At 55.3% G+C, this 22,550-nt stretch carries 17 protein-coding genes; 9 read left to right on the forward strand and 8 right to left on the reverse strand.

Annotated features, from left to right (window positions below; all coding sequences use genetic code 11):
* Positions 1–18: 18 nt before the first annotated feature.
* Genes AAIR21_RS02715 through AAIR21_RS02725 form a run of 3 tightly spaced genes read right to left on the reverse strand, consistent with a single transcriptional unit; the run spans position 19 to position 6,528 of the window.
* Positions 19–2,193: a virulence factor SrfC family protein gene (locus AAIR21_RS02715; RefSeq protein WP_183516327.1), complete on the reverse strand. Its 2,175-nt coding sequence runs from the start codon at positions 2,191–2,193 to the stop codon at positions 19–21.
* On the reverse strand, positions 2,190–5,171 hold the full coding sequence (locus AAIR21_RS02720; protein WP_183516328.1) for a virulence factor SrfB: 2,982 nt from the start codon (positions 5,169–5,171) through the stop codon (positions 2,190–2,192). The genes AAIR21_RS02715 and AAIR21_RS02720 overlap by 4 nt, the downstream gene beginning before the upstream one ends.
* Before the next feature lie 4 nt (positions 5,172–5,175).
* Positions 5,176–6,528, reverse strand: a complete 1,353-nt coding sequence (locus AAIR21_RS02725; RefSeq protein ID WP_183516329.1) for an SrfA family protein — start codon at positions 6,526–6,528, stop codon at positions 5,176–5,178.
* 283 nt (positions 6,529–6,811) lie between these two features.
* Here AAIR21_RS02725 and AAIR21_RS02730 point away from each other — a divergent pair, with 283 nt between their 5' ends.
* Together AAIR21_RS02730 and AAIR21_RS02735 are read left to right on the forward strand one after the other, a co-directional pair.
* Entirely contained in the window at positions 6,812–8,410 is a 1,599-nt protein-coding gene (locus AAIR21_RS02730; protein WP_183516330.1) for an ABC transporter substrate-binding protein, read from the forward strand.
* 51 nt (positions 8,411–8,461) lie between these two features.
* A complete protein-coding gene (locus tag AAIR21_RS02735; RefSeq protein WP_059305726.1) occupies positions 8,462–8,695 on the forward strand; it encodes a YdcY family protein in 234 nt (77 codons plus the stop codon).
* A 14-nt stretch (positions 8,696–8,709) separates the two neighbouring features.
* Here the strand turns inward: AAIR21_RS02735 and AAIR21_RS02740 are convergent, their stop codons facing one another.
* Together AAIR21_RS02740 and AAIR21_RS02745 are read right to left on the reverse strand one after the other, a co-directional pair.
* Positions 8,710–9,159 carry a DMT family transporter gene (locus AAIR21_RS02740; protein WP_014170257.1) on the reverse strand — a complete coding sequence of 150 codons (450 nt, stop codon included), beginning with the start codon at positions 9,157–9,159 and terminating at the stop codon, positions 8,710–8,712.
* Positions 9,156–9,674: a GNAT family N-acetyltransferase gene (locus AAIR21_RS02745; RefSeq protein WP_020884028.1), complete on the reverse strand. Its 519-nt coding sequence runs from the start codon at positions 9,672–9,674 to the stop codon at positions 9,156–9,158. The genes AAIR21_RS02740 and AAIR21_RS02745 overlap by 4 nt, the downstream gene beginning before the upstream one ends.
* A 150-nt stretch (positions 9,675–9,824) precedes the next feature.
* On the opposite strand from AAIR21_RS02745, the gene AAIR21_RS02750 reads away from it, so the two are divergent.
* From AAIR21_RS02750 to AAIR21_RS02760, 3 genes are all read left to right on the forward strand, one after another.
* Positions 9,825–10,400 carry a helix-turn-helix domain-containing protein gene (locus AAIR21_RS02750; RefSeq protein ID WP_014170255.1) on the forward strand — a complete coding sequence of 192 codons (576 nt, stop codon included), beginning with the start codon at positions 9,825–9,827 and terminating at the stop codon, positions 10,398–10,400.
* Between the two features lie 65 nt (positions 10,401–10,465).
* Positions 10,466–11,506 (forward strand): NADP-dependent oxidoreductase, encoded by a 1,041-nt coding sequence (locus AAIR21_RS02755; RefSeq protein WP_040017592.1) that lies wholly within the window; start codon positions 10,466–10,468, stop codon positions 11,504–11,506.
* Positions 11,507–11,762: 256 nt separating this feature from the next.
* On the forward strand, positions 11,763–12,431 hold the full coding sequence (locus tag AAIR21_RS02760; protein ID WP_020884031.1) for a GntR family transcriptional regulator: 669 nt from the start codon (positions 11,763–11,765) through the stop codon (positions 12,429–12,431).
* A gap of 133 nt (positions 12,432–12,564) precedes the next feature.
* Here AAIR21_RS02760 and pqqU read toward each other — a convergent pair whose 3' ends face one another.
* Positions 12,565–14,679: a TonB-dependent receptor PqqU gene (gene pqqU, locus AAIR21_RS02765; RefSeq protein WP_148576713.1), complete on the reverse strand. Its 2,115-nt coding sequence runs from the start codon at positions 14,677–14,679 to the stop codon at positions 12,565–12,567.
* 241 nt (positions 14,680–14,920) lie between these two features.
* Between pqqU and AAIR21_RS02770 the strand changes: the two genes are divergently transcribed.
* Entirely contained in the window at positions 14,921–15,982 is a 1,062-nt protein-coding gene (locus AAIR21_RS02770; protein WP_183516331.1) for a YncE family protein, read from the forward strand.
* 71 nt (positions 15,983–16,053) lie between these two features.
* Here the strand turns inward: AAIR21_RS02770 and ansP are convergent, their stop codons facing one another.
* On the reverse strand, positions 16,054–17,550 hold the full coding sequence (ansP, locus tag AAIR21_RS02775) for an L-asparagine permease (protein WP_020884034.1): 1,497 nt from the start codon (positions 17,548–17,550) through the stop codon (positions 16,054–16,056).
* Positions 17,551–17,897: 347 nt separating this feature from the next.
* The gene (locus tag AAIR21_RS02780; RefSeq protein WP_025204119.1) at positions 17,898–19,433 is read right to left on the reverse strand and encodes a methyl-accepting chemotaxis protein; all 1,536 of its coding nucleotides are present in this window, start codon (positions 19,431–19,433) and stop codon (positions 17,898–17,900) included.
* A 341-nt stretch (positions 19,434–19,774) separates the two neighbouring features.
* Between AAIR21_RS02780 and AAIR21_RS02785 the strand changes: the two genes are divergently transcribed.
* The 3 genes from AAIR21_RS02785 to AAIR21_RS02795 all read left to right on the forward strand — a co-directional run bounded on the left by AAIR21_RS02785 (position 19,775) and on the right by AAIR21_RS02795 (position 22,544).
* The gene (locus AAIR21_RS02785) at positions 19,775–20,314 is read left to right on the forward strand and encodes an AAA family ATPase (RefSeq protein WP_183516332.1); all 540 of its coding nucleotides are present in this window, start codon (positions 19,775–19,777) and stop codon (positions 20,312–20,314) included.
* A 110-nt stretch (positions 20,315–20,424) separates the two neighbouring features.
* On the forward strand, positions 20,425–21,444 hold the full coding sequence (locus AAIR21_RS02790; RefSeq protein WP_047356439.1) for an LLM class flavin-dependent oxidoreductase: 1,020 nt from the start codon (positions 20,425–20,427) through the stop codon (positions 21,442–21,444).
* Positions 21,423–22,544, forward strand: coding sequence for an amidohydrolase (locus tag AAIR21_RS02795; protein ID WP_020884038.1), 1,122 nt, complete (start codon positions 21,423–21,425; stop codon positions 22,542–22,544). Before AAIR21_RS02790 ends, AAIR21_RS02795 begins: the two co-directional genes overlap by 22 nt.
* The last annotated feature ends 6 nt before the right edge of the window (positions 22,545–22,550 follow it).

Consider the following 22,550-nt stretch of genomic DNA (forward strand, 5'->3'; position numbering starts at 1 on the left):
CTCTGCGGGCCAGGAGCGCTAACGTAACAGGGCTTGTAAGGCCTGGCGTGCGGCAGGCTGTACATCGTGCGGGTGGTGGAAATCGATGTTCTCTATTGCCCGGCTATAGAGGGCGACCAGCCAGTCATAGACATACACCGTTGCCGCATGTACGGGTTGTTCTCCCAGACGCGTCAGGCGCGGCGCGGTACTGTTGACCACCGGCGTGACAAAGATTGCCTGGCCTTTACGGATGCGGCTCGCCGGGCGTGCCTCTGCGGGTGTCCGATCGTAGCCCAGCCAGCCAATGAAGTTGCCCATCACGGCATGCAGTTGAGCAGCGCTGCTCTTGTCGGTTTCAACGATGTTCTGCAACTGCTGTGGCAGGTTCAGTCGGTAGCTGGCCACCACCAGAACGTCGGCAATTTGCTGCAAAACAGCGGGTTCCAGCCCAAGGCGCGCGGCAGTGGCATCGTTGCGGCTCCACTGGCGCAGATGGTTTATCCAGACTTTATGTGCCAGGCGAGCTTTGTCTTTGGTCTGGAATGGACTGGCGTTCTCCTGGGCATGCTCGGCAAACAGGTCAATGGTATCCGTAAACAGTCCGTTCACCTGCTCCTCGCGGGGCTGCTGAACGGCCAGCAGGGTTTCAAAGGCTTTAAGCGGCGGCAGAAGACCTTCAAGCAGTTCACCGTGGCGGGCGGCGGAGCTTTGCAGCACGCGCACCATGTTTTCGGCCTGAGTTCGTCTGGCGCCGGGTTCCTCAACCAGCGGTGCCAGATACCCCTTCATCAGGGCCGAGAGTTCCTGGCGCAGCATTGCTTTCAGCGTGCTAAGACGCTTCTGCCGCTGAGCGGGTAACGTGGCCTGAGACAACCACTCGATCACGCGCTGCATGCTGTGGCTGTCCAGCGCCTGCAGTGTCCCCCAGCGCACACCCGGTTTGCCCAACAGGTGCTGGACCGTTTCATCAAGGTTCTGACGGGTGGTAAAACGTGCGTCGTGAGGCGTAATCGCCCACACCAGCCCCGGCAGGGCGGATTCTTCAACCGGCTGAGTCTCTTTGACCCAGTTCATCAGCACCCGGGCTTTTTTAGCCGTTTGCTCGTGCTGGGCTGTCGCATTGCAGATAACAAGCACGTCCGGTTGCAGCTGCTGGCGATAATGCTCCAGCAACCACTGGCATTTAGCCTGATTCAGTGCATCGGCGCTGTTATCTGAAAAGACCGGAATATCAATAATATCGACATTATCCAGGGCGCTGCTTTCGACCGGCAAGACCAGCTCACGCGTCAGGAAGGCGAGCGTATCGACAGGGATACTGATGGCGTTAAGCATCTCGCCGTTGTTCAGCGGATGAAGCAGCATCTCCTGGGCCTCCGGAAGGGAAAAGGTGCCGTGAGTCAGGAACCCTTCGCCCGGCAGCCCGAAGTTATCGACCAGCAGGCTGAGCGGGGCGGCGAGTGCTCCGGCATGGCTGGTCTGATGCAGGACATGAGCGAGCTTTAACCACTGCTGGGTCAACTCCTGTTGCTCACCCCACAGCAGCGACCAGACGCTGGCACGCGTGCTGAGATCGAGCGAAGGGACCAGCTGTGCAAACTGATGCCACAGGGCATCATCAATTTGTTGTTTCGCGGCAGGTACTGAGCTTTGCCAGAAGCGGGCGATGGCACCCACGTCCTGAGCCGTAATACCAGGAACGCCCTGCGGCTGGCGCAGGCCACGCCACTTCTCCAGGCGCGTCTCAATGACCGCTTTATCCACGGCGCGGATGTCCGGCTGCAGCATGGTGCGGGCGATAAACAGCTGCACCAGCTCTGCCTCTGTCACCAGGCTCAGGCGCAGCGGGAACACCTCATCCATCACCTCTGCATTTCCGCGGGTGAAGCGCACGGCCATGTTGGTCAGGGCATGTCCCGGATTAATGTGCGAAAAATAATCAAATGTACGCTGGCCTGGCGTAACGTTCAGGCGGCCATTACCGCTGCCGCACAGCGATAAAAGCAGATGCGCTTTTGCACTCTGAGAATGACCGTAAAGTCCAATACTGCCCGGGCGTGACAGGGCGCGGTCAATGGCCTGCTCCCGTGCCTGCGTCGCGTTGATGCGCGCAAGAAGGGCATCGGCCTCGTTATCCAGCACAGGGGCGTTCAGGCGCGTCTCATTTATCCACCCGATTAAGGCCTGAGTGGTGGTCATCGTCGCAGTCATTTCAGGTATACGCTCCCGCTGTCGATCCAGTAGTGGCTGCCGCTATGACGGCGATCGGCCAGAGTATTCAGTTTGAAGGTTAAAGCATCAGGCGGAACCGGCGTCCCGTCCTGCAACCAGGCATCGCTCAGCGCGAAGGATTCAGGCCCTTCATGCTTATTGCCGCCGCAAAGTTTGAGCCGCACGTTCAGCACGCCGTCACCCGCAATCGCTTTGGCCAGTTCGGCCGAGTTGATGCTAAGCGTATAGAGCGGCGTTGCCGGCCAGCGCGCGTTCGCCAGCTGGCGGAAACCGAGCGTCACATTTCCGCGCAGCGGGAAGTGCAGACGAGCGTCGAGTTTCGCACCCGGTTTATCCAGGTCGATATCCTGATACCAGACGTTTTCTTCACGCAGGGTGTTTACGGTGTTATCCAGGACGCCCAGATAGCGAACAGTCGAATATGCACCGATATCCGCGGCTTTAAAGTTAAAGCGCGGCAGTCGCAGGTCAAGCGCCAGACTGCAAAGCATCGCGCCGACGGCGGCAGTCGATTTTGGATTACCAATGCGTCCTTGCTGGCTGAACGGGTACCATTCATGAACCTGGTATTTATCCAGCCAGACGATGCGATTAACCGGCACCGGCTGCAGGTGGCGAATAAGCGCCTGAACGCCAGGCAGGCAGCCCGGACGCCCCGTGATCAGCAGAATATCGCAGCTGTAATGTGAAATGGCCTCGCACACCGCATGCAGGGGTGACGCCAGCGTGAACTGGCCTGCCAGCATCGCATCCTGCATTTCACGGAAATTCACGTGCAGCGGAACGGCAAACAGATCGAAGGCCTCTGAACCTGCCGGCAAGGCATGATCGACGGCCTGTTGCAGATAATTCATCACGTTGCGGGTCGGTTTCTGCGACAGCAAATCGCCAAAGGTGGCATGCAAGCCTGCCATCGGATCGTCGATGTCGCTGGATTCCCACGCGGCAAGGATGGCGTGACCAATCGGCATAAAGAGCTGAAGCGCCGTTTGCTGGCGCAATACCGCCTGAGTATCGATACGTCCTGAGTCACCAAACAGCGAGGCCATCAGCAGAGAGGCATCGGCGATACCGGACTTCTGCAGCTGGGTTTGCAGGGCGGGTAACACATAGCGCTGGATGACGTCCAGCAGGGTGTCGTCACCGGCCACTTTAAACCCTTCGCGGAACAGCAGCTGCGGCGTGATTTTGACGTTGTTACCGGAGCCGTCATCCAGCTGATAATGGGTGATCGCCATGTCGGTTGTGCCGCCGCCAATGTCGATAGAGGCGACACGCAGCGAGCGCCCCGGCTGCACGCCCGGTTCAGGTTCACGATCCGGGCGGGCGAGGGAGGCGAAGAACGCTTCCGTCTGACCACCAAAATGTGAGATCGCTTCGTTGTACAGCCACACCAGTTGACCACAGCTGGCCTCGTCCCACTCCATCTGGATTGCAGGTACCGGCACCACGCTTTTTTCCTGGTGCTTACGGGTGGCAAAATCGTCGTCCTGCGGGTGCCAGCCCATCGCTTTCCAGACGATAGCGATCGCTTCGAACATGCGGCGACGGAAGATCTCGCGTTCCTGCTTCGGCATCGCCGAGGGCAGGGTCAGGATCAGCGTACGCAGCTGGCGTGGCGAGGCCGGAAAGCCCAGACGCAGGCGCGTGGCAACGCTGTTGATCTGCCCCAGCGCCTGTGCCAGCAGTTCGCACAGCATATGCGTCATCAGCGTGCTGCGGCTGTACTGCGGAGAGAAGACCGGCAGTCGCTCGTCCTGCGGCAGCGTAAAGAGCGGCTCACCGTCATCGTTCATCAGGTTCATCAGCGGGAACGCGGTCGCCAGCGGTTCGCGCTGGGTTTTGCTGTTCATCTGGCTAAAGCGCCAGTCCTGGACCACCGGGGTTTCATCCCACAGGTAGCGACGCGGGCTGGAGATACCGCTGTTACCTTCCGTGCCCAGACGGCGCGTAGCCAGTTTGCGTGCTTCATCGCCCACGCGGACAATAGACGGCCAGACAAAGGCATCTTCACGCCCACTTTCCACCGAGAAGTGCTGCTTGCCAAAACGCGCTTCTGAAAACTCCAGACGACTGGTAAACAGCGGCTCATTGAGGAACTGTGGTTCGCTTAACGAGCGCACCTGCAGTTCGGCCGTCTGGCGCAGACCGTCGTTCGCATCACCGTGATCTTCAATAATAACGCCGCAGGTATGGGTATTCCCGACGTCGAGGATCAGGTCGACCGGTATAGCCGGCGTACTGAGGGTATGGGTGACAAATTTCACTTCCGGCACGGTAAGCTGTTCACCGAGCATGGACAGCAGGTTGAGCCAGTGTGCCTGGTACTCAAAGCTGCGCATTGCCTGCTGCATGTCGCGTTCCGCGCGGTTTTCAACGTCGGTCGCATAGTGGGTAAACGCCTCGCGCAGCCAGCCGTCAATCCAGGTCTGGTCGAGGAAGCTTTCCACCTCATCGTCACGCCACGCCAGTCCGAAACGGGTGCCGTTGAGAATGTCATTTTCAACCGGGGACAGTGCGGCAGTAGCATGCTCTGCAATCTGGCTGTCGAGAGCGAGCGTGACGCGGTGTGTATTACCTGCCGCATCAGGCGTTTCAAGTTTACGCACCTGGACACGCGCCCAGTTATCCGGCCCGTCAACAAAGGTACGTGGCGGATTGAAGCGCAGGAAGGGAATGGGGAGCCAGACGCCATCCAGCACCGTCAGAGACTGATGCAGTGGGATCGTGGTTTCCGGTTTCACCACTTCAGGCTGTCCGCCGTTCAATCCCGGCAGCGTGTAACGCCCGTTGACGAGATCGAAATCGAGACGCAGAAGCGGACCGTTGGCGGTTTTACGTACGAAGCGCCCGTTGCTGGCGGTGTCCTGCGGAGTCAGGCCAAAATCGAGGAATTGCACGCCGCTGTTGGCAATAAGCGTGACGCTCTGTTTATAGTCGCAAAGATTTACCAGCATAGGGTCAGGCACCTGCTTTCTTGAACGTCAGTGGAACGACGGTTTTGGCATCATAACGGGCATTACATTCAGCGACATCGCTGGTACCTGCTTTGCAGGCAACTTCCGGCATCGGGTAGCGTGAACCGTCTGTGCAGCGGGCATTACCGCGACTCTTGATCATCAGTTCGCCATTGCTGTGCAGCCCGGAGAAAACCTCCACGCGGCAGACAACATTGTCACCGTGAACAACACGAGCGAAGCCTTTATTGTTCTGGATCTGATAGCGCAGCGACGGTGGTTTGCCGGTAATCGGATCTTTCACGTCGAGGATCGCACGCCATGTTCCGTTCAGAAAACGCGTCGACCCCGCTTTCACCTGGTTTGCTTCCATGACCATGGCGTCTTTCGGGATCGCCGCAATCACAACCGGCGCAGGCGCTGGGGCGGCAACGGGAGCTGGCTCTTTTTCTTTGCTCGCGACCACCTCTGCCTGATGCAGCGGTAATTTCATCGGCAGTGGCTCAACGGCTTTAATCGGCTTTGGCGCAATGGCGACAGGTTCAGGGGCAACAACAGCCACTGGCTCGGCAGAAGGGGCCTGTTTTGGCCACAGCAACGGGGTGGCAATCGCGGCAACGATCACGGCGGCAACCGGAAGTGTCCACAGGGGAACGCGGCGTTTTTTGGCTACGATCGCAGGCTCTGGCTCGGGTTCTTCCACAGGCGGCATAATGACCGGCGCAGGCTCAGGCGTATACAGCTCGTCCGGCGTGATGCGCACCACCGTGGCCGGGGCGATCAGCGGCTCATCGGCCTGTTCAAAGGTCAGGACTGGGGTCGGTTCCGGCTCGGGTTCAGGGTCTTCAATGACAATCGGGGCTGGTTCAGGGATCAGCGATTCACGTAAACAGTCGAGTACGTCGTCACGTGCATTCTCATTAAGATTTACAAACCCCCAGAAGCTTATGACCGGCTTTCCATCAACCAGGAAAAGGAAATTTTCGCCGGGAAACTGAAATGCTTTCGACAGCAGGGAACCGAAAAGCTGTTGCGCTGTTTTTGGCGACTGCAGGCATTTCTTACTGAGCGATTCAACGCTGGCCAGCGTATTTTCCAGATAGCGCAGGGCGCGATAACGATCGTCTTCGTTGGCCGCTTTCCAGCTGGTTACACTACCGTCGACCGGCGAATACCAGTCGACACGGTCGCCACCATCATTGACCTGCGGAATAGCCAGACAGTCGACAATCGCCTGTTGTTTGCGTAACCGGAGCGCTTCCCGGATTTGTAACGCTGATTCAAAAACGGCTTGTCCGCCGCCGCCAACGGCCTGAAAGTCATCCAGATTACCGCTGCGTAAAAGAGTTTTTGCCACGATTTGATCCCATATACTTCTTCACACCGTTACTTTAACGAAATCGGGAAGCAACCAAACGGAGGAAGAGACGCCAAAAGGGACGATTTCTTGTGGCATAGAAAGGTGCGGTTGTGCTTGACGAATAATGGCACTTAAGGCAAATCAACTTCTGGCGCACTGGCTGTAAAACCAGCGGAAAACGTTGCTTTAGAATAACCTGATAGTGATTCGTTATTTGCCAGGTTATAGCGGCTGTGCTGTTATTACAGTCCAATATAATAAAACTGCCAGGGTTATAACCATGTCTACAGGGAAAACGCTGCTCGCCCTCGCGCTGAGCACTCTCTTACCAGCCGGTGCCGCATGGGCGGCGAATAATGACACCATCATTTATTGCTCTGAAGCATCACCGGAGTCTTTCAACCCGCAGATCGCCAGCTCAGGCCCGTCATTCGTGGCCAGCTCTCAGGTCCTGTATAACCGCCTGATCAATTTCGACCCGGTGAAAAACACCCCGGTACCGTCGCTGGCAGAGTCCTGGACAATTTCCACGGACGGTAAGACTTATACCTTTACGCTGCGTAAAGGGGTCAAGTTCAACAGCAATAAATACTTCAAGCCGACCCGTGATTTTAATGCGGATGACGTTATTTTTTCCGTCATGCGTCAGAAAGACCCTAAGCATCCTTATCACAATGTCTCGCAGGGTAATTATGAATACTTTAATGACGTAGGTCTGGACAAGCTGATTCAGGACGTCAAAAAGGTTGATGATTATCACGTGCAGTTTACGCTGAGCGAACCAAACGCCGCATTCCTTGCTGACTGGGGGATGGATTTCGCCTCTATTCTTTCCGCTGAATACGCTGACGCGATGCTGAAAAAAGGGACGCCTGAGAATGTCGATACCTGGCCGATTGGTACCGGGCCATACGTTCTGCAGCAGTACAAAGTGGATTCGCTGATCCGCTACGTCGCTAACCCGAACTACTGGGAAGGTGCGGTTCCGACGAAACATCTTATTTTCTCCATCACGCCAAACGTAGAAACGCGTCTGGCGAAGCTGCAGACCAACGAATGCCAGATCATTCCGGCGCCGTCACCGGTTCAGTTTGATGTTATTAACAAAAATAAAGACCTGAAGCTGCACGCCGTGGAGGCGTTGAACGTGGGGTATCTGGCGTTCAATACCGAGAAAAAACCGTTTGATAACGTGCTGGTGCGTCAGGCCCTGAACTATGCGACGGACAAAAAAGCCATCGTGAATGCGGTCTTTATGGGTTCCGGTACGGTGGCGAAATCACCCATTCCGCCGAATATGCTGGGCTTTAATACCGATCTGAAGGACTACAGCTACGATCCTGAAAAAGCGAAAGCTTTGTTGAAACAGGCCGGTCTGGAGAAGGGCGCGGACGTGACGCTGTGGTCAATGCCTGTGCAGCGTCCGTATAACCCTAACTCGAAGCGTATTGCGGAGATGATCCAGAGCGACTGGGCGAAAGTCGGCGTGAAGGCCAAAATTGTCTCTTACGAGTGGGGCGAGTATCTCTCCGGTATGCGTAAAGGGGAGCATGATTCCGCGCTGTTTGGCTGGATGTCCGATAACGGCGACCCGGATAACTTTGCTGATGTACTGCTGGGATGCGACAGCATCAAAACCGGATCGAACGCCGCGCGCTGGTGCGATAAGGGGTATGATGATCTGGTCAAGAAAGCCAAACTGACCAGCAACCCGGGTGAGCGTGCGAAACTCTACAGCCAGGCGCAGGAGATCTTCTATGCTCAGGCACCGTGGATTGCGCTGGCGAACGGCAAAACGTTCTACGCCACCCGCAGCAACGTAACGGGGTACAGCGTGAGCCTGATGGGCAGCGATTTCTCCAAAGCGAAACTGAACTGACATTTTTCCCGGCAGGCACCGCGCCTGCCGGGCATCTGACAAGGAGTGACAATGTCACATTTAGATGAAGTTACCGCCCGTGTCGATACCGCCATCGAAGAGGGAGTGATTAGCCGAATGAATGAACTGCTGATCGAACTGAGCGACGACGCAGCGTTAAGCCGTGAAGATCGCTACAGTCAGCAGCAGCGTCTGCGTACCGCGATTGCACATCACGGTAAGCAACATAAAGAAGAGATGGACGCCCGTCAGGAATTGCTGACCAAAGGCGGTACGATACTGTAGCGGTGAGCCGGGGGTCAGAACTGGCGTCTCGCGACCAGCCACGCCCCGACCACCAGCATTACGGCACCGCACACCGGGCCAATCAGCGCGCGCAAGGGGATGCCATTGCTTCTGAGTACATCCATTACCAGCCCGCCAATCAACTGGCTTGCCACCAGCACGGCGATGGTTGTCGCTGCGCCAACATTTTGATAGCCGCTGATACTGGCAAAAACAAAAAACGACCCTAACAGCCCCGGGATCAACGTCCACCAGCGGATCGTTGAGGCCAGCTCGCTAAATCCGGCGAAGCCCTGTTTTAGCAGCAGAATGCTGACAAATAGCACAATGCCAACCAGCGAATTCAGCAGCATCGCGATAAGAATGGTCGAGGAGGACTGAGTGATGCGCACCATTAAGGTGTTTTGCACCACCAGGCCAATTCCCGCCGCCACCAGAAAAGCCAGCGTCAGAGATTGATTCATGAGATAGCATCCGGATCGCTGCGCTCATCAAGCTGCAACTGCATAAAGGTCAGATCCAGCCAGCGGCCAAACTTGGTGCCCACCTGCGGCATCTGGCCGGTGGTCACAAAACCGAGCGTCTCATGAAGATGAATAGAGGCCTGGTTTTGCGCCTCAATGCCCGCCACCATGACGTGTTTGCCGAGGGTCCGCGCTTCAATAATCAGCGCGTTCATCAGCGTGCGGCCAATACCTTTGCCCTGATGATCCGGATGAACGTAGACAGAATGCTCTACCGTATGCCGGAAACCGTCAAAGGCGCGCCAGTCGCCAAACGAGGCGTAGCCGGTGATAACGCCATTCTCTTCACTCACCAGCACCGGGTAGCCTGCGAGGGCACGCGCCTCAAACCAGGCAATGCGGTTATCCGTATCGACGGTTTTATCATTCCAGATCGCGGCAGTATGCAGCACCGCGTGGTTGTAAATCTCCCCAATAGCGGCGCAGTCTTCTTTGCAGGCATGACGAACGATCATGTTTGAACCTCTGAGTGTGTTGTTCACTATAGTATTACGTTATGAGTACGATATTACACAACTGTACAGACGGATGGCTATGACATAAGCCAGATTTTTTTGTTATCAAAACCGCGTTGAAATGCCGTTCATACACTATAGTATGACGTCATGAATACTATGGCAGACACAATGAATCAAAGGATTAGCGCGCGAATTCGCCTTGAACGCGAGTCGCGAGGATGGTCATTAAGCGAGCTTGCTGACCGGGCCGGCGTCTCGCGCGCCATGATCCACAAGATAGAGCGCGGGGACAGCAGCCCGACGGCGACCTTGCTTGCGCGGTTATCCGGCGCGTTTGGCATCAGCATGTCAACGCTGATCGCCAGAGCCGAAATGCAGGAAGGAAAGCTGCTGCGTCTGGAAAACCAGCCCGTCTGGCGTGACCCTCAGACACACTACCTCCGCCGCCACGTTTCACCCCGCACCGATCTGCCCATCGATCTTGTTCAGGTTGAGCTGCCGGCGGGAAGCGATGTCCCTATGCCCGCCTCGTCGTATGCGCTGGCGCGCCAGCTTATCTGGCTGCAGTCTGGCGAACTGGTTTTCCAGGAGGGCGATACCCGTCATGAAATGCACGCCGGTGATTGCCTGGAACTGGGGCCGCCCAACGACTGCCGGTTCATTAATGAGACGAATGAAACCTGTATCTATCTGGTTGTGCGGCTTAACCAGTCTGGCTCGTAAAGTTAAAGCGTTTACGCCGATCATGAGCCAGGCTCTAATGACATTTGTACCAGAAGGAGTTCCTGATGAATCAATCTGTTTCGCAAAATCGCCGCTGGGTTCTGGCTTCTCGTCCGCACGGTGCGCCGGTCGCGGAGAATTTTCGTCTGGAAGAGCAGCCTGTTCCTGAACCTCAGGCAGGACAGCTTTTGCTGCGCACGGTCTGGCTGTCGCTTGATCCTTACATGCGTGGGCGCATGAGTGATGCACCTTCCTATTCACCGCCAGTGGAAATTGGGGCGGTCATGGTGGGGGGAACGGTCAGTCGCGTTGAGCAGTCAAACCATCCGGACTATACGCCGGGTGAGTGGGTGCTGGGCTACAGCGGCTGGCAGGAGTATGAAATTTCAGACGGCAGCGGCCTGGTGAAACTGGGCGATAATATTTCTCACCCCTCGTGGGCGCTGGGCATTCTGGGTATGCCAGGGTTTACCGCCTATATGGGGCTACTGGACATCGGCCAGCCTAAAGCCGGTGAAACGCTGGTGGTTGCGGCGGCGACGGGGCCGGTTGGTGCGACAGTCGGGCAGATCGGTAAAATCAAAGGTTGCCGGGTGATCGGCGTTGCCGGTGGTGCAGAAAAATGCCGCCATGCCGTCGAGGTGCTCGGGTTTGACCAGTGCCTGGATCACCATGCCGATGACTTCGCGGCCCAGCTGGAAAAGGCCTGCCCGAAAGGGATTGATGTCTATTATGAAAACGTCGGCGGGAAAGTCTTTGACGCCGTGTTGCCCTTACTGAACACCTCGGCGCGCGTACCGGTATGTGGTCTGGTGAGCGGTTACAATGCGACGGGTCTGCCGGAAGGGCCTGATCGTTTGCCGTTATTGATGGCGACGATTCTGAAGAAACGGATTCGTATGCAGGGGTTTATCATCGCTCAGGATTACGGCCATCGCATCAAGGAGTTCCAGGATGAGATGGGGCGCTGGGTGCAGGAAGGCAAAATTCACTACCGTGAGCAGGTCACAGACGGCCTGGAGAATGCGCCTGAGGCGCTGATTGGCCTTCTTGAAGGAAAAAACTTCGGCAAAGTCGTGATTCGCGTCGCGGGTGACAATAAATAATCTAAAATATGGCGGGGTTTCCCGCCATATTTATTTGTGAAGATACGATATATTGTCTTTAATTAACTGGACATGGCTTTTCGCGCCTTCCGTTCAGATGAGCACGAAAACGAAAAAAAAAATAAATTTTGCATTTCTTGACATTTTTACAGACTTCCCATCACCAGGCATGACGATACAGGATATATCGGAACAGCGTCGTTTATAAAAAACGGCGTTTAAAAATAGCATTAAGTATTAGCTACAGGAATTGAACATGCTTGATTTGGACCATTTAGAAAAAGCGCAAAGGATCAGTCTTACCATGCAAGTCGAACTCAGTTTGAAAGGCGCGTTAATTACAGGCTCACTGAAACCTGGCGCTCGACTGATTACCAAAGAAATTGCTGATAAATTAGGAACCAGTATTACCCCGGTTCGCGAGGCGCTTTTGCGTCTGGTGTCGTCTGGGGCATTGCACGCCACGCCGGCCCAGGCGTTTCTGGTTCCTGAGGTCACGCTTGAGCGTTATAACGAGATTAACGCCATCAGAAAACAGCTTGAGCCTATGGCGGTAGCTGCCGCCTGTCAGCATATGACGGAAAATAAGCTGGAGGTGTTGCGCAAGCTATCAGAGACATTCCATGAAGCCATGCGCAACGGGCACGTTCAGCAGGCGCTGCATGCTAACCGCATCTTTCGGTTTACGCTTTATCAGTACGCGGAAATGCCGACACTCAGCGCCTTAATTGAGCAGCTATGGGTGCGTATTGGACCTTGCATGAACTATCTGCATCAGGAGCTTAACGACATCAAGGTGTCGACTTATCACTACGCCGAGCTCCTGTCCGCGCTTGAGCGAAGAGATGTTGATGGCAGTCAGAAGGCGATAGAGACGTTGATTGACGAAGCGAACACGCTTTTACAGCGACAATATTTTAACTGAGAGATTATTTAGCAGAGCGACTATATCCTGCCGCGAATTATATTCCTGGTTAAATACTCCTGATGGCTTATTGCCATCAGGAGCGTTATTCCATTTATAAAAATAATATTCAGCAAAAAAGAATGCTTTTTGCTTACTCGAAGCGATAAGAGACCGACAGACCTACGCCGTAGTTACGGCCCGGTGCAGGTTCGTAATAACGCCCGTTGGATTCATTCACGATAACCGATCCGACATACTCTTTATCGAACAGGTTATCGACGCGACCAAAGACGTCCATTCCCCAGTTACCGTAGTTGAATTTATACCCGGTATTCAGCCCAACCACCGTGTAGGACGGGGCTTTCGCCGTGTTCTCGTCATCCGCCATGATATCGCTCATGTAGCGCACATCCGATCCCGCATACCAGCCTTCTTCCGGCTGCCAGCCAAACGAGGCATAACCCATGTTGCGGGCAATGCCCGGCATACGGTTGCCGTTACAGTCGCCGGTGCTGCACACGTTGGTTCGATAGGTGGCGTCCAGATAGGTCCACGCCATTTTCAGCTTCCAGTTCTCAGCAAACTGCTGATCCAGGGAAACTTCAACCCCCTGACGACGGGTTTTACCGGCGTTTTTATAGCTGGTACGACCGCCAGCGCTGGCATCGACGACAATCTCATCATCCGTATCGGTGCGGAACAGCGCTGCCGTCAGCAGACCATTACCGATACGGGTTTTACTGCCCACTTCATAGGTATTGTTCGTGGAAGGTTTCAGGCCAATGTTGAGGCCGCCCTGGTTATCCGCACGATAAGAGAGCTCATTGATGGTTGGCGTTTCAAACCCGCGACCTGCCGCAGCATAGAGATTCCACGCATCGGTCACGGCATATTTCACCGATCCGGCCGGGAGCCACTTGTGATAGCTTGCGTCACCGCTGTCGTCTCCGTTGCCCGGGGTCACGTAATGGTCGTTGGAGTCAAACCAGACCGAGCTGTAACGGACGCCGGCATCCACGGAGAGTTTCTGCGTTAACTGCCAGCTGGTTTGCAGGTACGGGTCGACGTTCCACATCAGGTTACGTTCGTTACGACGTTTATCGCCCTTGACGCCGTACTCCGGCACGCCGTTGTTCATGACGAAGTTCTCGTATCCGCGACGATCTTCGCTCATGTTTTCGTAGTTCAGACCGGTGGTAAAGGTTACTGGAACCAGCAGTTCGCCACGGTGCGTCCAGCGGGTATCAATCCCCTGGTAATGGCGCTGCATATCAATCACGCCGCCGGAGTGGGAAGGTCTCAGCTGAGGCTGATAAGGAATTGACTGGTACTGCGTCATTTCACGTTCGCCGGCGTACATCATGACGCTGAGATCGTCCTGGGTGCTGAGCTGACGATCGTAGCGCAGGCCAGCCTGGGTCTGCTTGATGGTCTTGCGCGTATTGTATTGATCGCCACGCGGAGACTGGCGAGGGTTGTCATGCCACTCCTGGGCACTCAGTCCACCCGGATCGTTGGCTTTCATGTCCACGCTGTTGAAAATCAGCGTCAGCTTGCTCACGTCATCAATACGAACACCCAGTTTAGCGTTGGCGAGATTCTTCCGCGCGCCGCTGTGGTCGCGATAACCTTTGGTCGTGAAACGGGTAGTGGACACGGTGTAGTCCACATCCCCGGCATGCGTCCCGTCACCCATCGCGCCGGTGGCTTTCATTCCATAGCGCCAGGTACCGTAACTGCCGTAATAGCTGCTGGCCTCGATGGTCGGCGGTTGCTGCCCGGTCTGGGTCGTCATGTTGATCACACCGCCAGAGGCGTTGCCATAAAGGGCAGAGAAGGGGCCGCGCAGCACTTCTACGCTGTCCACGCTGGAGAGATCGATATTGGAGGTTTGTCCCTGTCCATCCGGCATGGTTGCCGGAATACCGTCGACATACATACGGATACCGCGCACGCCGAAGGTTGAGCGGGCACCAAACCCACGCATCGAAAGCTGGAGATCCTGAGCATAGTTCTGGCGGTTCTGGATCTGCAGTCCCGGCACGCTGCCAAGAGATTCAGACAGGTTAATGCGTGGCGCAGCATGACGCATATCCTCGCCATTCACGACGCTAACCGCCGCCGGGGTATCGAGCTCCGAGACGGTTTGCGGCGTGGCGCTGACGATCATGGTCTGTTCATCGGCACTCATCGCAGTGAGAGGCGCAGAGATAACAGGAACCAGCAGCAGTGGAAGCGTTGCCTTACGGGCAGAAATGATTTTCATGAAATAGACCGGTTATGGAAAAAACGTACCAAATGGAACATGTCCATATATGTTAAATCTTTTGTAAATCTTTTGAAAACTATAACCGCACATTGCGTTAATGAAAGGCCGGGAAGGAAAGAAAAACTCCACATTTAACTCATAAATGATTACTATTCTCATTATCAAAACGGCAATGCCATGACGTTGCCTGCCGGAAGTGATGTCAGCAGTAAACCCTGTGTTCAAAAAAGGAATTGTTATGTCTTTACGTCATCTGTGCTCGCCGCGCCTGAGTATGTCTCTGCTGTCAGGGGCGTTACTGTTTGCCGGAACCTTCCAGGTTCATGCTGCCGAAGAGATGTTGCGCAAAGCGGTAGGGAAAGGCGCATATGAAATGGCCGTGAGCCAGCAGGAGAATGCGCTGTGGGTCGCGACATCGCAGAGCCGCAAAACGGACAAAGGCGGGATTGTCTATCGCCTTGACCCGGTCACGCTGGACGTGACGCAGGTCATTCATAACGATCTCAAACCGTTCGGTGCCACCCTTGATAATGCCACCCAGACGCTGTGGTTTGGTAACACCATCAACGGCGCGGTAACCGCGATTGATGCCAAGACGGGTGAGGTGAAAGGGCGACTGGTGCTGGATAACCGTCAGCGCAGTGAAACCGTCAAACCGCTGCAGCCGCGCCAGCTGGTGGCCGATGACAGCACAAACACGGTTTACATCACCGGCGTAGGCCAGGAGAGCGCGATTTGGGTGGTGGATGGTGCAACGCTGAAGCTGAAAGATACCATCGGCAGTACCGGTAAATTCAGCACTGGCCTGGCGCTGGATGCGAAGGCAAAACGTCTTTACACCACCAATGCTGATGGCGAACTGGTGACGATTGATACGGCAACCCACAAAATCCTCAGCCGTAAAAAAGTGCAGGACGACGGTAAGGAGCACTTCTACCTGAATCTGAGCCTGGATACCGCCGGACAGCGTGCGTTCTTAACCGACTCAAAGCAGCCGGAAGTGCTGGTGGTGAATCTGAAGGACGGCAGCGTCATCAAGAAAATTGCCGTGCCTGAATCGCTGGCCGTTCTGTTTAACCCGGCGCGCAACGAAGCGTATGTGACGCACCGTGAAGCGGGTAAGGTGAGCGTAATCGACGCGAAAACCTACAACGTTACCAAAACCTTCGACACCCCGGTCTACCCGAACAGTCTGGCGCTCTCTGCTGATGGCAAAACCCTGTATGTGACGGTAAAACAAAAATCGACCCGTCAGCAGGAAGCCACCCAGCCTGATGACGTGATTCGTATCACGCTCTAAGTTTCGCTCCTCAACACAAAGAAAAAGGGAAGGCGCAATGCCTTCCCTTTGTATTAACCAGCAGGTCGATATTAACGCGACGTCTCTTCAACCAGCGGGGCGTCGTGTTTGGCATCATCAGGATGAACCGGCGCCGTGCTGTGAATTTCTTGTACGCGTTTACGCACGCCAAACCAGCCGGCAATCAGCAATACGGCCAGCAGAGGAATGGTGGCGATCGTGTAGGTACCGTTCGGGTAATCAAACGCCATCAGCACCAGCACGCTGAACAGGAACAGCAGGGTGAGCCAGGAGGTCACCGGTGCGCCCGGCAGCTTAAAGCTGACTTCAGCGGCTTTGCCTTCTTTGATCGCTTTGCGCAGACGCATCTGGCAGACCACGATAAAGGCCCAGGAGGCGATGATGCCGAGCGCGGCAACGTTCAGCACGATTTCGAATACCTGAGACGGTACCAGGTAGTTCAGGAACACGCCGAAGACATACACCACCAGCGTCGCCAGAATGCCCGCGTAAGGCACATGCTGACGGCTCATCTTCGACATGAATTTCGGCGCCGAACCGCCCATCGACATGGAGCGCAGGATACGACCGGTAGAGTAAAGACCCGAGTTCAGACTGGAGAGCGCAGCCGTCAGCACCACGATATTCATGATGCTGCCAACATAAGGCACGCCCAGTTTAGAGAAGAAGGTCACAAACGGGCTTTGACCCGCCTGATAGGCGTTCCACGGCAGCAGCAGAACCAGCAGCACCACGGAACCAACATAAAAGAGACCGATACGCCAGATAACGCTGTTAATGGCTTTAGGTACCATGGTCTGTGGGTCTTTACATTCACCCGCCGCGGTGCCGACCAGCTCAATGGACGCGAACGCGAACACCACACCCTGAACCAGCACCAGCGCAGGCAGCAGGCCATGCGGGAAGAAACCGCCGTTATCGGTGATCAGGTGGAAACCGGTGGCATTGCCATCAAGCGGTTTACCGCTACCGAGGAACACCGTACCTACGACCAGGAACACCACGATGGCCAGCACTTTTACCAGCGCGAACCAGAACTCCATCTCCGCGAACCACTTCACGCCGATCATGTTCATGGTGCCGACAATGGCCAGTGCGCCCAGCGCAAACACCCATTGTGGCACATCACCAAACGCGCCCCAGTAGTGCATGTAAAGCGCGACGGCGGTGATATCGACAATACCGGTCATTGCCCAGTTGACGAAGTACATCCATCCAGCAACGTAAGCCGCTTTTTCACCGAGGAATTCACGGGCGTAAGAGACAAAACTGCCGCTGGAAGGGCGATGCAGTACCAGTTCGCCCAATGCACGAAGAATGAAGAAAGAGAAGATCCCGCACACCAGATAGACCAGGGCGAGAGCCGGGCCAGCCATCTGCAGACGAGCGCCAGCACCTAAAAACAGACCCGTTCCGATAGCGCCGCCGATGGCGATCATTTGAACCTGACGGTTGCCCATCGCTTTGTGGTAGCCCTCTTCATGGGAGTTTAACCAGCGACGTTTAGCAGCGTGATGATCGGCTGCGCTTTTATTGCTTGTTTTCATTGAGTTACCTGTTTGCCTGTCTGAACCATTATCGTGATAGTCCTGCCTGGCAGAGTGCAATACAAACGATTGCTTCTGCGCAAACACATGTTGCCTTCCCAGTCATTCTGCGTATGGATAAGGCGAAACATGGCGAGGCATCCTACCTGCAATTCATAAGCGACGCAAAATATAACCGTGCCGAAAGTGATGCACGTCGAAGGAAATCGTGTGGTCAGAGCAGACGGGGATCACAACACGCTGAATAGCGGTGAGTTTTTAGACAAATCCATTAATGAAGTGGTGCTTTAATCATCAGTTTCGCTTAATGATTGCGCAAAGCAACCAGCGCATAACGGCGCCTTTTCTCAACCGCCAAAAACGGCAATCGCCTGTTGCAGGCGGGTCGTGCGCTGCGTCAGATGGTGTGCGGCGTCCGTCACGTTATCCACCATACCGGTATTGTTTTGGGTCATTGTACCGATGCGGGAGATGGACGCGTTAATCAGGGTCAGCGCCTGCGTTTGCTCCTGCGTGGCGTGGCCTATCTCCTTAATCAGAGAAGACATCTCCATGACATTGCCAATCATCACCGTCAGCTGCGATTCAGTTTGCTCGACCTTCTCCACGCCGGCGTTCACGCTGGAAACGTTTTTCTCTATAAGCGTTTTGATCTCTTTGGCCGCGGTGGCAGAGTGCTGGGCAAGGTTGCGGACTTCGGCCGCCACGACCGCAAAACCGCGTCCGGCATCACCCGCACGCGCCGCTTCAACGGCCGCGTTCAGCGCCAGAATATTGGTCTGGAAGGCGATACGATCGATGACGCTGATGATGTCGACGATCTGGCTGTTATCCTGCGACACGGACTGCATCATGCCGATAGTCTCTTTCATCATTGCTTCACCGCGGTGAGCGCTGGTGCGGGTGCGATCTGCCATCAGGATCGCGTCTTTCGCCGTTTCAGCCGTCTGCTGAACCGCGCTGGCAATTTCTTCCACGGCTGAGGCCGTTTGCTGCAGAAAGTCTGCGGTTTCTTCGGTACGTGTCTGTAACGCCATACCTTCTTTCGCCACCTGCTGGCTGATTGTACTTATACCGCTGATTTGCGCACCGACATCGTCCACCAGCGAATGGAGGTTCAGACCCGACTGATTCACCATGCGCATCATCAGGCCGATTTCATCGACGCGGTCAAAATGGTAATAGTCCGCTTTACGTCCTGAAACCACCCGCTGCATTTGCTGGACAATGGATTTTACCGGCTTTGCAATTTGCGCATGAAGATAAACAGCCAGGGCAATAAATAGCAGAGCCAGACCTACAGTCTCAACAATACGATCGGCAAATATAAACAGCTGCAGACAGGCGAGCAGGGCGGTTATCGCAATACCAAGATGGATCCTTTTACTGGTACTGAGGCGTTTAAACAGCGACGTAAAAGAGAACAGACCGTGGCGAACAAACAGGCCTTTATAAAAGCGGTGATGTTTTAATTCATTATTGCGCACTTTCTCATACCGTTTTTCACTGACAGCAATCTCTTCACGCGAAGGAATATTCCGCACAGAAATATAGCCGGTTAACGTTTCATTCTGATAAACCGGGGTGACGTTTGCGCGCACCCAGTAGTGATCGCCGTTCTGGCGGCGGTTCTTGACCAGCCCCGTCCAGGTCTCACCCTGTTGCAGGGTAAACCACATGTCGCCAAACGCCTCGGCAGGCATGTCGGGATGGCGAATAAGATTATGCGGCTCACCGAGAAGACTCTCTTCTTTATAGCCGCTGGCGTCAATAAAGGCAGAGTTCGCATAGGTAATATGGCTGTGCGTATTGGTGGTCGACATGAGCGTCGAACCTTCGTTAAGTAAATACTCGTTTTGTGTAACGGGAGTGTTATTCCGCATCAGTAACCCCATGGTCATATATCAATAAAAAAGAGCCCGTTAAACATTCAGGCAAGATTGAAAGGTTTGTTTTTATTTTTACTGTCGGCATATTCTCTACGAAAGTTATGCGTTCAGGAATACCCTGCATTTAGTATTTTTTATTTTTAAAATGCGTCCGATGTAATAAAAATGAAAATATTTATCGGTGCGTTTTTGTGGCGCCCTGCAAATAAACGCCATAAGGCAAATTAAAAGCGGGAGATCACGCTTCGACGTAAACTGACCCGCCGAAATAGCGTTTCGTTAACAAGATGAAAACGCTATGCTTTAAGGGTTTTTCTTCAACAGGGGGCAACAGGGTGAAAGTAAATGTGATTGGCACCAGCGGGAGTGGAAAAAGCACTCTGGCGAAGCGTATCGCCGCAGAACTGGATATTCCTTACATTGAAATGGACCGACTTTACTGGTGTCCGGACTGGCAGGGCACCCCGGACGCTATCTTGCTGGAAAAACTGGAGACGACGCTAAAGGCGTCAGCGGAGTGGGTGCTTGATGGCAACTATAACCGTACGCGCCCTGTGAAATGGCGAGACGTGGATCGGGTGGTGTGGGTGGATTATGGGTTCGCCCGAACCCTGTATCAGGCTGTCACCCGAGCGTTCACGCGCGCCTGGCACAAACAGGAACTGTGGCCCGGTACGGGAAACTGTGAGAGTTTTCGTCGCTCATTCTTGAGCCGTGAGTCCATTATTATCTGGACAATCAAAACCTGGCGCAGCAACCGCGCACGTTATGCACGCGATATGATAGACCCGCAATACGCCCATATTCATTTTGTCCGCATTACCCGCCGCAGTGAGGTGGAAAACCTCATTTCATCGCTTAAGTCACACGCGTAGCATGGATTTATATATCTGATTTCCGGCAAACCAAATGTAAATTAATTGTTTCTCAGAGGTGAAATACGCCTTTAATAATGACGACATGTTAAGTCAAACGAGAACGCAACATGTCCTGGCGAATCAGTATTCTGGATAAAAGCCCCATCGCTGAAAACGAAACGGCTGCCGATGCACTGGCGCGAACCCTGGCGCTGGCACAGCAGGCAGAAAATCTGGGCTATCACCGTTTCTGGATTGCCGAACACCACAACACGCCCCAGCTGGCCAGCCCTTCACCCGAACTGTTAATTGCCTGGATCCTCGGGCAAACCCGGCGTATCCGCGTGGGCTCTGGTGGCGTCATGCTCCAGCACTACAGCCCTTACAAAGTCGCAGAAAATTTCAACCTCCTGGCCGCGCTTGCTCCCGGACGCGTGGATCTGGGCGTCGGGAAAGCCCCAGGCGGCCTGCCGCTCTCCACCCGGGCGCTGCAGCAGGGCCTCGATCAACAGCAAAAAGGCAGTTTTGCCGAACAGCTGACACAGCTTCATCACTGGATCCAGCCGGAAAATCAGTCGGTGGACGAGGCCGTTCGCGCGACGCCGCTGCCGCCGGTTCCGGCGCAGGGGTTCCTGCTGGGGGCCAGTACCGAAAGCGCACTGCTGGCCGCGAAACTTGACTGGCATTTTGTCTTTGCTGCTCACCTGAATGGGGATCCGGCGCTGCTGCGTGAAGTCATCACCACCTGGCGTAACCACAGCGCCCGGGATGCGATTGTGGCGGTTCAGGTCATCGTCGCTCAGTCGCAGGCTGAGGCGGAGGCACTGGCACAACAGGTTGAAGTCTGGGGCGTCGAACTGGCAAATGGGCAGCGCGTCACCGTGGCCAGCGAAGAGCAGGCCTATGCCTTTGCCCGACAGGCGGGCAGCGAGCCGGTGCGCATTGCCCGTCGGGCACAGTCGCTGCTGGCGGGAACAGCCGAATCGGTGCTGGAACAGTTGAACGCCCTGCACGAAAAATGGGGCATTGATGAATTCATTATTGATACGCCCGTTGCGGATGGCGTAACGCGAATACAGTCCCTGCGTCTGCTGGCGCAGGCGAAGCTTAACAAGGAGGTCGCCGTATGCGTTTTGACGAACAACTGATTGCCTGGCGCCGGGAGCTGCACCAGAACCCGGAGCTGTCCGGCCAGGAGGTCGAAACGACCGCTCGCCTGCGTCAGTGGCTGACGACGGCTGGTATTACGCCGCTGCCTTATGCGCTTCAGACCGGCGTGGTGGCCGAAATCGGCACGGGGAAAAAGCTGATTGCGCTGCGGGCCGATATTGATGCCTTGCCCATTGAAGAGCGCAGCGGCGTGCCGTTTAGTTCACAGCGTGCGGGTGTGATGCATGCCTGCGGACACGATATTCATACCAGTGTGATCCTCGGGGCGGCGTTAAAACTTAAAGAGCGTGAAGCGTCTTTAAACGGGCGTGTGCGGATCCTTTTTCAGCCGGCTGAAGAGAACTTTGGCGGCGCGAAAAGTATGGTGCGGGCCGGTGCCTTACGTGATGTCAGTGCCATTTTCGGGATGCATAACGAGCCGGGGCTGCCGGTCGGGGAATTTGCCACCCGCGGTGGACCGTTCTACGCCAACGTCGACCGGTTTGTTATCCGAATTACCGGTAAAGGCGCGCATGCTGCACGTCCGCATGAAGGTAACGACGCCATCGTGCTGGCGAGCCAGCTGGTAACGGCGTTGCAGAGCGTTGCCAGCCGCAACGTCAACACGCTTGATTCCGTGGTGCTGAGCGTCACGCGCATTACCGGGGGCAATACCTGGAACGTCCTGCCGGAAAGCGTTGAGCTGGAAGGCACGCTTCGCACCCACCGCGTGGAAGTGCAGCAGAATGTGAAAGCACGCGTCGGCGAAATTGCCGCCGGGTTTGCCAGCGCGTTTAGCGCGCAGATCGACATTACCTGGTACGCCGGGCCTACCGCGCTGGTCAATGACGCGCACTGGGCCGAATTTGCCACCGCCGTCGCCAGAGAATCTGGGTATGAAACGCAGCACGCCGAGCTGCATATGGGCGGGGAAGATTTCGCGGTGTATCTGCAGCAGATCCCCGGGGCGTTTGTCAGCATCGGCAGCGCCAGTCCGTTCGGTTTACATCACCCGGCCTTCAACCCGGATGAAGCATTAATTGAGCCCGCTGCCCGCTATTTTGCACAGCTTGCGGAAAAAGCCCTGCAACACGTTTAATTCTGA

The organism is Enterobacter sp. PTB (assembly GCF_051130085.1).
Classification (GTDB): domain Bacteria; phylum Pseudomonadota; class Gammaproteobacteria; order Enterobacterales; family Enterobacteriaceae; genus Enterobacter; species Enterobacter ludwigii.